The sequence below is a fragment of the Succinimonas sp. genome, assembly GCF_045225735.1.
Taxonomy (GTDB): domain Bacteria; phylum Pseudomonadota; class Gammaproteobacteria; order Enterobacterales; family Succinivibrionaceae; genus Succinimonas.
Map to the genome: position 1 here is coordinate 1 of NZ_JBGVBR010000414.1, position 10,796 is coordinate 10,796.

The 10,796-nt window shown below is 49.1% G+C and carries 11 protein-coding genes; 9 read left to right on the plus strand and 2 right to left on the minus strand.

All coding sequences use genetic code 11. The annotated features are described in order from the left end of the window. A partial coding sequence (locus tag ACJROR_RS14490) for a DUF6273 domain-containing protein (protein WP_406547718.1) occupies nucleotides 1–1,829 on the plus strand: 1,829 nt, incomplete at its 5' end. A 322-nt stretch (nucleotides 1,830–2,151) separates the two neighbouring features. Here the strand turns inward: ACJROR_RS14490 and ACJROR_RS14495 are convergent. Then, nucleotides 2,152–3,819: an AAA family ATPase gene (locus ACJROR_RS14495; RefSeq protein ID WP_406547719.1), complete on the minus strand. Its 1,668-nt coding sequence runs from the start codon at nucleotides 3,817–3,819 to the stop codon at nucleotides 2,152–2,154. A 431-nt stretch (nucleotides 3,820–4,250) separates the two neighbouring features. Here ACJROR_RS14495 and ACJROR_RS14500 point away from each other — a divergent pair, with 431 nt between their 5' ends. The 6 genes from ACJROR_RS14500 (at nucleotide 4,251) to ACJROR_RS14525 (ending at nucleotide 8,396) form a co-directional block, all read left to right on the plus strand. Next, nucleotides 4,251–4,418, plus strand: a complete 168-nt coding sequence (locus tag ACJROR_RS14500; protein WP_406547720.1) for a hypothetical protein — start codon at nucleotides 4,251–4,253, stop codon at nucleotides 4,416–4,418. Nucleotides 4,419–4,970: 552 nt separating this feature from the next. Continuing rightward, on the plus strand, nucleotides 4,971–5,414 hold the full coding sequence (locus tag ACJROR_RS14505; RefSeq protein ID WP_406547721.1) for an ATP-binding protein: 444 nt from the start codon (nucleotides 4,971–4,973) through the stop codon (nucleotides 5,412–5,414). A gap of 21 nt (nucleotides 5,415–5,435) precedes the next feature. Continuing rightward, nucleotides 5,436–6,404, plus strand: coding sequence for an ATP-binding protein (locus ACJROR_RS14510; protein WP_406547722.1), 969 nt, complete (start codon nucleotides 5,436–5,438; stop codon nucleotides 6,402–6,404). A gap of 450 nt (nucleotides 6,405–6,854) precedes the next feature. Then, a complete protein-coding gene (locus tag ACJROR_RS14515; protein WP_406547723.1) occupies nucleotides 6,855–7,550 on the plus strand; it encodes a DUF6273 domain-containing protein in 696 nt (231 codons plus the stop codon). 326 nt (nucleotides 7,551–7,876) lie between these two features. Beyond that, nucleotides 7,877–8,113 (plus strand): hypothetical protein, encoded by a 237-nt coding sequence (locus ACJROR_RS14520; RefSeq protein WP_406547724.1) that lies wholly within the window; start codon nucleotides 7,877–7,879, stop codon nucleotides 8,111–8,113. Then, nucleotides 8,085–8,396, plus strand: a complete 312-nt coding sequence (locus ACJROR_RS14525) for a DUF6273 domain-containing protein (protein WP_406547725.1) — start codon at nucleotides 8,085–8,087, stop codon at nucleotides 8,394–8,396. The genes ACJROR_RS14520 and ACJROR_RS14525 overlap by 29 nt, the downstream gene beginning before the upstream one ends. Before the next feature lie 278 nt (nucleotides 8,397–8,674). On the opposite strand, the gene ACJROR_RS14530 is transcribed toward ACJROR_RS14525, so the two are convergent. Beyond that, nucleotides 8,675–9,415 (minus strand): CPBP family intramembrane glutamic endopeptidase, encoded by a 741-nt coding sequence (locus ACJROR_RS14530; protein WP_406547726.1) that lies wholly within the window; start codon nucleotides 9,413–9,415, stop codon nucleotides 8,675–8,677. A gap of 436 nt (nucleotides 9,416–9,851) precedes the next feature. Here ACJROR_RS14530 and ACJROR_RS14535 point away from each other — a divergent pair, with 436 nt between their 5' ends. Both ACJROR_RS14535 and ACJROR_RS14540 read left to right on the plus strand, forming a co-directional pair. Then, nucleotides 9,852–10,538, plus strand: a complete 687-nt coding sequence (locus ACJROR_RS14535; RefSeq protein WP_406043844.1) for a vWA domain-containing protein — start codon at nucleotides 9,852–9,854, stop codon at nucleotides 10,536–10,538. A 37-nt stretch (nucleotides 10,539–10,575) separates the two neighbouring features. Beyond that, on the plus strand, nucleotides 10,576–10,796 hold a 221-nt coding region (locus tag ACJROR_RS14540; RefSeq protein ID WP_406547727.1), incomplete at its 3' end, for a hypothetical protein.

The following is a 10,796-nucleotide window of genomic DNA, read 5'->3' on the forward strand; positions in this document are numbered from 1 at the left end:
GATGGCTTAACGGCGAAGACGTGCCGGTGCCGGGAGAAATCGGTGCCTCAGAAACGAAGCCGAAATTTCTCCCTTACTTATTTAGCGGGGTGAAGTATCAGACTCTGGAGTCTCTGGTTAAGGCCATGCTTAAGGATTCCGTCGCCGGAATCCGGGAGGTAGGCAGGGGAATTCTGTCCCATCATTTCAGTCTCTTTGCCCCTGATTTGGAAAGGCTCTCACGGGAAGCGGAGGCAAATCTTCAGAATAACTCGGATGCGGCAGGAAGCCATCAGGTCTTTTACCGCCTGATGTACCGGCTTGATCCCAGCCTTAAAACCATCTTCTGTGGCGGGCGGGAATTTGCAAATCTCACGGAGCTTGGCGAGGCGGCCGTAGCTGCAGCGGTAACCGGAAATACCGGATTTGTAAGCGAACTCCGGCTTTTACAGAGCTCCTTTCTGGACTTCTATGCAGGAGCCATACTGAAGAGCGATGCGGCTACCAATCTCCTTCAAAAGGCCGCATTGCAGATTTCGCAGCAGAAGTGTTCGGATATGGAGGCGGCCTGGATTCTAGGCTACGCATTCTCAGACAAGAGAAATATCCGGATAGGCGATAAGGCCTTCGGTTCTCCCGCGGAGCTTCAGGGATACCTTAAAAAGCTGGAAAGCGAACATGGGTTTTCCGGCTACATCAAGTACATAGAGGATCACCGCAAAGAGCTGGAATTCTTTGCCGCCGCTATTCCGGAAGCAAAATCCCGGGAGGCTTTAAAGCTGGTTTTGGAAGATCTTGACAGGGCGGTTTTCGGGCAGGGCGAACTTCAGTTCAAAAACGCCCGGGCCTTTGATGACTACGTGGGGAAACTCCTCCGGGAAAAGCAGACCTACCGTCTCAGCAGCCTCCTTAACACCTATGACGCCGCTCTTAAGGAGGTATCCGAAAAGGTCTGGCATTCAAACTCCTACGATAATCTCAAAAGGACGGTTTCCGGTTTTGTGAGCTTTGAGGAGCATTTATTCCCCTCGGCGCAGGATCTTAAGGCCCATTTTGAAAATCTGCTTCAGGAAAACCGGGACACCCCGGAATTTTTCCGGAAATTTGTGAGTTCTCATAACAGTGCCTTAACCGAACTCGAAAAGATCTCCGTGCTTTCGCAGGTTATCGGAAAGTTCCGGTCGTACGCCGGTTCCGCTGCTGACAAACAGGCCGGCATTACCGTAAAGGGCGTCAAATATCCTACCCGAAAGCCCTTGCGGGTCAAGGTCGGGGAGTACGTTAAGTTTGGAAGCTACCCGCAGAATAACGGCAGCGCCCGGGAGCCCATTGAATGGCTGGTTTTGGAGGTCAGCGGCAATGAGGCCTTCTTAGTGAGTCGTTACGGCCTTGATTGCAAACAGTATCATCATCAGAATACAAGCATTACCTGGGAGGACTGCGATCTTCGGAAGTGGCTTAACCATGATTTTCTGAATGGGGCCTTTACGGAGGAGGAACAACAGAGGATCAAGCTTGCAGAGGTAGTGAATGACAATAACCGGCAGTATGGTACCCGCGGCGGAAATAATACTCAAGACCGGGTTTTCTGTCTCAGTCTTGCGGAGGTCGAACGTTATTTTAAGAATAACAGTGAAAGACAGTGCCAGCCTACGGCTCATGCACGTAACCAAGGAGCAGGGGTTTATAATGGCAACGGCTGTTGTTATTGGTGGCTGCGGTCGCCGGGCAATTTTCAGAACGTCGCATCGGACGTGGATTCGGACGGCGCGCTAAACCCGTATGTTAACATCGTCAACTTTGTTTACTACGCCGTGCGGCCCGCTTTACGGCTAATCTGGAATCTGTAATCTTCAAATCGGGAATCAGCCGCCGCGGCGTAAGCCGCGGAATCTCGCGCGGCTTGCCGCGCTCCTTCTTCCGCCCGCTTGCGGGCGGCGGGCTCAGTTTTGGCACAAGACTGTTTTGGAAGGGCCAAATCAGGCAATATTCAGGGCTCCTGGAGTTCTGTCCTGATCCAAAAAGTTCATATCGGGAGATGTCGCTGTTACTGCATACAGGGAATCAGCCAGAAGCGGAGGACGGAAAACCGGATGGCCGGGCGTTTATCTTGACTCTGCAAAAAAGGATCCCGCTATGAGATCCTTTGAAAGTTTCAGACTGGACTGGTGGTTAACCGAACCTTTCAATCAGGCACTCGTGATCCTTTGTCTTAGAACTGTAATTTATCCCCACCAGAATGATGTTCCGGTACTGTTTGATATAACGTTGAAAGTATTCCCTTGTTTTAATCTGCTTAATGGCCTCTGCGGCGGAATCGTCGTACTTAAACTCGATCAGAAGAAGCGGCAGTTTCTTTGTGATAGGTTCATACACCAGATCCGCGCGTCCTTTTCCGGTAGGCTCTTCGCGATGATAGCTGTAGTCATCAAGAGTTGACCATAAAAGACCGGTCATGATGCAGTATGTAAGCGACTCTTCATCATTGTAGTCCAGAAGAGATACCGCAGGAGAATTATGGATATCCTGAATTAGCTTTGCGGCTGTCGTTCCGTCAAGCTCCATGATGGCTTTCAGGAGATCTTCCGAACGCCTGATGGTTTCCATGCGCTCGTACCAGTTCTGCTCTCTCACAATATCCATCAGCACTGCCTTGACTTCGGCATTCGGAACATAAGCAATCTTGCGATATTTGTTTTTGGTATCAGAGCAGCCGAGATAACCGAGACATACCAGAAGGCAGAAAACATCGTGTTTGTCTTTGATGTTGACCATGTCATTCTGAAAATTGGCGCAGCTGAAGGTAATTTCATCGCCTTCGATCAAATTGACAATATCTTCCTTAAGGCCTTCAAAATCAGCGTTTATGAGACGGACAAATTCTTCGTTGGATGAGGTTCCGCTCCAGTAGCTGATGCATTCGTTTCGGCTGACCGCTTTGTATACGGAGTTAGGGTTGTAAATATCGACACCTTTGATTTTATAACCCTCGTACCACTCCTTTAACTCCTCATGCGACACTTTGCAGTTTGGTGATTTTACAATGTCGGCAACCTCGGCATCGGTAAAACCGAAGTAAGGCGCATAATCACCGGGAGCGAGCATGTTATATTCATCAAAATCGTTTAAGGCTGACTGAGAATTGTATTTTTTGATGGGAAGGATGCCGGTGAGATAGGCAAGAGCAAAACAGCTTAATCCGCCATCAGTTTTAAACAGGCTGGTGAGAAGATCAATAAACTTCTCCTGCAGCTTAGTGTCATTCTGGTATTCCCGGTAAACCAGATCCCACTCGTCCATGATCAGGACAAATCTTTCACCGGTATATTTGCATATTGCCTGTAATGCGGACAGAAGAGATTTTTTGCCTATTTTGCTGTTTTTACTGAGCAACGTGGCATAGTCTTTGTTTTCCTTCAGTTCCTCAATAATCGCATATTTCAGAAAATCAACAAGAGTAGCAACCCCTTTAACATGAAGCTCCTCATCTTCGAGGTACTCATTATATTTGCCTCTGATGTAGTTCATGTCAATGTAGATCACATCGTATTTGTTCAGGTGCTTGGCGTAACTGTCCCTGTTATCCTTATTTGTTATTTTGAGTCCGTCAAAAATACTCTGCCCGGCATAGGCTTTGGAATAATAAGCCAAAAGCATATGCGCGGTTACGGTTTTTCCGAATCTGCGGGGACGGGCCACGGTCAAAAGATTCCTGCCGAAGTTAAGGAGAGCGTTAGTTTTGGCGATAAAATCTGTTTTATCCACGAATACTTTGAAATCCTTTGCTTTCACCAGTTCAGCAAAAAAATTTATCTCAGCAGGATTTAGAATGTCTCCCATAATTTAACCGCTCCGAATCTCGTAACATCATAATCCGTAACATCACCGTTCACTCTAACACGATGCCGGTTTTTTATCCGTGATATGTGGTTGAACTTAAAGATGCAGATGTCAAAACCTTTGTCGGGGACGCTCACGGAATGACCGAAAATGTACACTATGGCAGCCCCGGAGGTTCGTAATCGCCGGAGGTTCGTAATCAGGCTCAGAGGGGCTGTCCTCGTTTCATGCTCCCGATCTTTATGTCAGCCAGCTTTCTTGTCTGTACAGCTTCCTTATCTTTCCTGCAAAGCTAAAAGATGCTCCCGTTGTTGGCACTGTTCATCGGCGAGCCGGTGTATTTTCGCAGTCTGGTTTTTGGTGGAATCCTTCAGGCGGCCTGAGCTTTCAGGAAGGGGCGGTATTGGCAGTCTGACTTCGCGGAGAGCAAAATGGCAAGCTCCAAGGCCGGAAAAGCGGCAAAAAATAAGGTTCAGGATAATGCGAAAGACCTGGTGAATGACGTTGCGCCGGCTCTCCCCGTGAGCATTAAAGCCGGGGATTATGTCAGGTTCGGAAGCTACCCTCTCAGAAAACGGCAGCGCCAGGGAATCAATTGAATGGTTGGTTTTTGAGGTCAGGGGCAATGAGGCTCTTCCGGTGAGCCGCTACGCTCTTCAGCGCATACCATACCATCATAAGAGGGAATACATAACGACTTGGGCGGATTGCGATTCTGCGGCATTGGCTTAACAATGATTTTCCGGAGGCCCTGATTTTGACTTTTTAGCAATGTGCGGCATACGACCACCTCCATGACATGGGACAGCTGTCTTTTCGGGGGGAGATTTTGTCAGACGGTGTTCTGGGTCATTCCGGCGGTTTTGCATCCTGAAGCCATGGGGGCAACGCCTCCGGTAGCAGCGAGATTATGATTTTTAATCTGAGGTGAAATGATATAAACAGCGGTTCGCCTCATAATAAGCATATTTTTCGGAGGAAACCGCGAAGGGGGTGACAGATGGATGAACGAGATAACGACGGAAGAGGCAGATTTGAAATTTGACGGGAGTTCATTTACGGCGGTTCTTTTGCAAGCTATGATTCTAACAGTGAGGTGAAATGCAAAAATGGTATTTCACCTCAAAATAAATGCAATTCGGAGATCTGTTATGATTGGGCGCAAAAAAGAGATCCGGGAATTAAACAAGCTGTATGACAGAAACAGCGCGGAATTTGTGGCAATTTACGGACGGCTCCGAGTCGGAAAAACCTTTTTGGTTGATGAAACCTTTGCCGGACGGATTACCTTCAGACATGCCGGCCTGGCTCCTGATGCCAGTGACGCAAAAGGTCAGTTAAAAAAGCAGCTGGAGCATTTTTACAAGTCCCTGCTTCTGCACGGGATGACGGAAGGGGCAAAACCAAAGTCCTGGTTTGATGCCTTCTTTCTCCTGGAAAAGCATCTTCAAAAAATCGATGACGGCTCAAGACAGCTGGTATTCATTGACGAGATGCCATGGTTAGATACTCCGCGTTCATCATTTGTACAGGCTTTTGAAGGGTTCTGGAATACCTGGGCCTGTCATCGCAAAAATTTCATGCTGGTGGTTTGAGGGAGCGCCAATTCCTGGATTTTGGACAATCTTATCAATGAGCATGGCGGTCTTTGCGACCGCGTTACTTATCAAATTAAGCTGTCCCCCTTTACTCTGGCCGAATGCGAGGAGTTTTACAAATCAAACGATATCGGGCTTTCCAGGTACGATATTGCGCAGAGCTATATGGTTTTCGGAGGCATTCCCTACTACATGCGGTATGTAGACGGAGAGTTCAGCCTGGCTCAGAATATCGATAACATCTTCTTTGCCAAAAATGCAAAATTGAAGGATGAATATGACAGACTTTTTGCATCGGTATTTGCGAATCCTGAATCTGAAAAATCCATAGTGGATCTGCTCAGCAAAAACAATGCCGGATTTACCAGAAAGGAGATTATCGAAAAACTGCATCTTTCGGAAGGAGCAGGAATCTCCAAAAGCCTGAAAGCTCTTATTGCAAGTGATTTTGCGGTAAAGTATGTCCCGTTTGGTTTCAGCAGGCGCGAGCCTCATTACAAACTGACAGATCTGTTTTGCATTTTTTATCTGCGTTTTCTGAAGGATCATGATTCCGGCAATGAGAAATTCTGGCAGCAGAATTCCAGTGCCCGGTCATTATCCGCATGGTGCGGACTGGCATTTGAAAATGTCTGCTTCAATCATGTTGAGCAGCTTAAAAAATCTCTGGGCATTTCAGGCGTGATTACCCGGGCTTCGGCGTGGTCCAAAAGGCCTGATGACGAGAAGGGCGCGCAGATTGATCTCCTCATAATCAGAAATGACAATGTGATCAATATGTGCGAATTGAAGTTTTACAGCGGCGAGTATGATGTAAACAATGAATACTACAGGACGCTTCTTAACAGAGAATCGCTGCTTCAGAAATATGTGTCTCCGAGAACGGTTATCAGAAATACCCTGGTAACCACCTTCGGCCTTAAGAAGAATGAATACAGCAACGTGTTTTCCAATGTAATCCTGCTTGGGGATCTGTTCCAGGAGTGATTCTCATTGAGAGTGCTGTTTTGGTGTCTGCAATACAACTTTCCCCAGCCATCCTAAACACTTTGGCCAAACCCTATGAGCGGGCAGCCCCGTTGAGCTTGGCCAAACCCAATGAGCTATACGCAATAATTCTCTCAAACCGGGACAACAGGCCGCTTCGTTGCGTCGGGTCATTCTGAAAATCTGTTTTTCCATGCACCATTATTTGTTAGCATAAGGCTTCATCGCCTGATTTTGTTTTCGTCCGGAACAAAGATAAAGGCAGTGCCATTTTCTTCTGCGCCTCTTCCTTTTTTCCTGCAAAGCTTACAGATTCGGCTCCCCGCTCCCGGTCCGGCTCATCTGTGAAACCGGTTTTTTTCCGGTGACGGGTTTTTGATAAAATCCTTCAGGCGGCCCGGGCTTTCAGGATGGGCCGCTATGGTAAGTCTGACTTCGGGGAAAGCAAACATGGCAAGATCTAAGACCGTAAAAGCGGCAGAAAACAAGGTTCAGGATAATGCGAATGACCTGGTGAAAGACCTGGTTAAAGACGTTGCGCCGGATCTCCCCGTGAGCGTTAAAGTCGGGGATTATGTCAGGTTCGGCAGCTTTCCCCAGAATAAAAAGCGTGTTAAAGAGCCCATTGAATGGCTGGTTTTGGAGGTTAATGACAATGAGGCTCTTCTGGTGAGCCGCTATGCTCTTCAGTGCCTCCCGTACCATCATAAGAGAGAAAGCATGACCTGGGAGGATTGCGATCTTAGGAAGTGGCTTAACAATGATTTCCTGAATAAGGCTTTCACTGCAGAGGAACAGCGAAGAATCAGGCTCTCAGAGGTAGTGAATGACGATAACCCGGAATTCGGCGCCCGCGGCGGAAATAATACCCAGGATCGGGTTTTCTGCCTGAGTCTCACGGAAGCGGAACGGTATTTCAGGAATGACGCTGAAAGGCAGTGTCGGCCAGCAGAGCTTGCCCGCAGCCAGGATGCCTGGGAAGATGTCAGAAATGGCTGCTGTTTCTGGTGGCTCCGGTCGCCGGGCAGTCTTCAGAACCGCGCGGCGCTTGTTGATACGGCCGGCGTACCGGGCATGAGCGGCAGCTTCGTCCGCAATGATAACATCGTTATCCGGCCGGCTTTAAGGCTGATCCTGAATCAGTAATCTTCTGATCCGGGACTCTGCCGCTGCGGCTGATACCAGCCCCTTATTCTGAAAACCTTCGGATTCAGCTGATTTTTCGGGGCGGCGGCAATATTCATAAACGCTCCCGCGCCTCACGGCTTTCATTGCGTTTCGATACGGCAATTGTCATTTCTCCGCAAGCTTCCGCGCAGCAGGACTTGTCGCTTTTTTTTGCAGTCCCAGGTTGAAATTTCAGCTCTGTGACAGAGGCATTTTTGTTCCCGGGGGTAACAAATAGAATACCTGAGACGGCGTCAGGTTTTCAGGAATCCGCCGGTATTGATAATTTTATTCCGGAGGCGAAAATGACAGAAGGGATGAGCGGAAATGCTCAGGATAATGCGGTTAAGGGGAACAAATATACTGCTCTTAAACCGGGCGATCATGTTAAGTTCGGGTGCTATCCGCAGAATCACGGTGACACCAGGGAATCAATAGAATGGTTGGCGCTGGAGGTTAAGGGCAATGAAACGCTCCTCATCAGCCGTTACGGGCTGGACTGTCAGCAGTATCATGAAGGAGGATGCGGACATCACCAGTGAAAACTGCAGCCAGAGGAAGTGGCTCAACAATGATTTTATGAAAGCGGCCTTCTCGGAGGAGCAGCAGCGGCGGATCTCTGTGTCAGAGACGCTGAATGGCGCTAACCCGAGATCCGGCGTCAGGGGAGGCAATGATACACGGGACAGGATTTTCTGTCTCAGTATTGCGGAGGCGGAACAGTATTATATGCTTGACACGGCGAGACGGTGTCTGCCTACGGAATATGCCATTGAAGAGGGCATGTGGATTGATAATGAATTTGGCGACAATGATGAAGGCTGATGCTACCGGATGCTGCGTTCCCCGGAGATGTCGCAGAACATGGGGGCCTTTGTAAACCCGGATGGCAGTCTGGAGTTTTTTGGCGGCAGCGTTGACGCCCCGCTAGGAGCCATTCGGCCCGCTTTACGGATAATCTGCAATCAGTAATCCTGCAATCCGGACGAGCTGCGGAATCAGGCGTTTTTCGTGGTTCGTTTTCTTTTCTTTCTTCTCTTGAGACGCCTTCCTTTTGTCTGCCTCATGTTCTGTGTTCCGCCCTGGTATGATTCCCGGCTGGTTTACCCCAGGATTCCGAAAATAAGCATGGCTCCGATTACGTTTATGGAGATGTTGGCAGAGGCATGCACTACATAGCTTGCGGCAATGGTGTGATATTTTTCCTTGAGCCACTGCAGGAAAAGTCCGACTCCGGCGAGTCCGCTCACGCACAGCAAGAATATCATGGGATTGAACCACGTGATGAATATGCCGATATGGTAAACGGAAAACAGCGCCGCGCTTATCAGGGCTCCTGTGATTTTTCTGTGAAATAGCCGAAAAACAAAGCCCCGGAAGAATGCCTCCTCCAGAAACGAGTTGCAAATGATGATGTACCCGAATACAAAGAGACAGTTTTCCCGGGTGAGATTTTCCTTCTGCATAAGACTCTGCCGGATACCCGCCAGATCCAGCTCGCCCCGGAAAATCAGAAAGAGCAGCATGGTTCCGGCCAGAAAAAGCAGCATGGCCAGGAAAAGCGGTTTGGCCCCGGAAAGCTTCCTTAAACCGATGGTCTCCCATAGGCTTATCCTGGAGAGCGCGGCATACACTACGACGGGTACTGAAAACGCCAGGGCCTTAACAGCGCTTTTTACCCAATAGGATGGCTGCAGCGTCTGTTCCACTAAAAACACGCCTGTAAGAGCCGCCAGAGCCAGCATGAGCCCGATAACTCTGTTTTTGCGGGATTCCGTTTCTGTCCCGGTTATGCTGTCCGTTCTCACCCTGAATAAATTACTGATTTCCCCGCTCATTGCCATCCGCTATGGTATTCCGCCCCTGATGCTTTCCGGGTATTATGAATCCGGGGCCGGGTTTATTCAAGCCCGCGCTGTCATGCTGAAGCGGCGATTGGGAGCGATCTTCTGAGAAGCTGTTTCCCTCCTCGAATTTCCCGAAAGATCGGATGCGCCTTCCTTGCTTGATACATCTTCAGGATGTCGCTTCTGAAAGGGCGGTTTACCCCGGGAGCCAGCCCGGAAGCGTGCTTTCCCCGGATTCTGACAGGGACAGGGATCTCAGTTTTACGCCGGTTTGAAACAAAGGAATTCAGGTAACGGCCATTATTTTTTTATACTTTAAAAGGCGGGCCCGGAACTTTGTGTCGGGACTTCGAGTCTGACTCTCTTCTTCGGCTCTCTTCCGGCACTACCGTCAGCTTCCGGAAACCGGCTCTGATCTGTGAGGAACACCCATATGAAGGATCGTCTTGAATACAACGTGGACATAGTCTTCTGCATCGATGCCACCGGCAGCATGGGGCCTCTTCTGGACATGGTCAAGGAGAATGCCCTGACCTTCTATCGCGACCTCATGAACGAAATGTCTCAGAAGGGGAAGAACATTGACAGGATCCGCGCCAGAATCGTGGCATTCCGGGATTACATGGCAGACGGCAAAAATGCTATGCTGACCACCGATTTTTACGATCTCAGGGAAGAAAGCGACCGTTTTGACGCTGTAATAAGATCCCTCCATCCCGAGGGCGGCGGGGATGAGCCCGAGGATGCCCTGGAGGCTTTGGCCTATGCCATCAAATCCAAATGGACGAAGGGCGGCGACAAAAGACGTCATCTTATCGTGGTGTGGTCTGACGCCTCCACTCATCCCATAGGCTATTCCGCCGCCGCCATGAACTATCCCCGCAAAATGGTTAAAACCTTTGACGAGCTTACCAATATGTGGGACGGTGACGCTAAGTCCGGCGGCCTTATGGACAGCAATGCCAAAAGGCTTCTGATTTTTGCTCCCGAGGCGGAGTACTGGACTGACATTGCCGAGACTTGGGATAACGTTATTCATTTTCCGTCCGAGGCCGGAAGCGGGCTGGATCGCCTGTCCTATCAGGAAATTCTCGCTCAGATAATAAACAGCATTGCCTAAATGCGGGCATCTTTGTTTCAGGCAGCAGAGGCTATTTATGGAGATTAACGGCTACCAAATTCAGGGAGAGTTTTCAGCTGAGAATGCCGGCTGTTCCGTCTGGGCCCGCTGCCGCAAAAACAATCACGACTTCTTCATTAAAAAATTCACCGATGTTGCCTATCCGCTTTCCAATAAACTGTCTCCGGATCTCCGCCGGAAAAAGCTCTTAAGGTGCGAGGAATTTTTTCAGAAAAAGCAGGACTTCTACCGCCATCT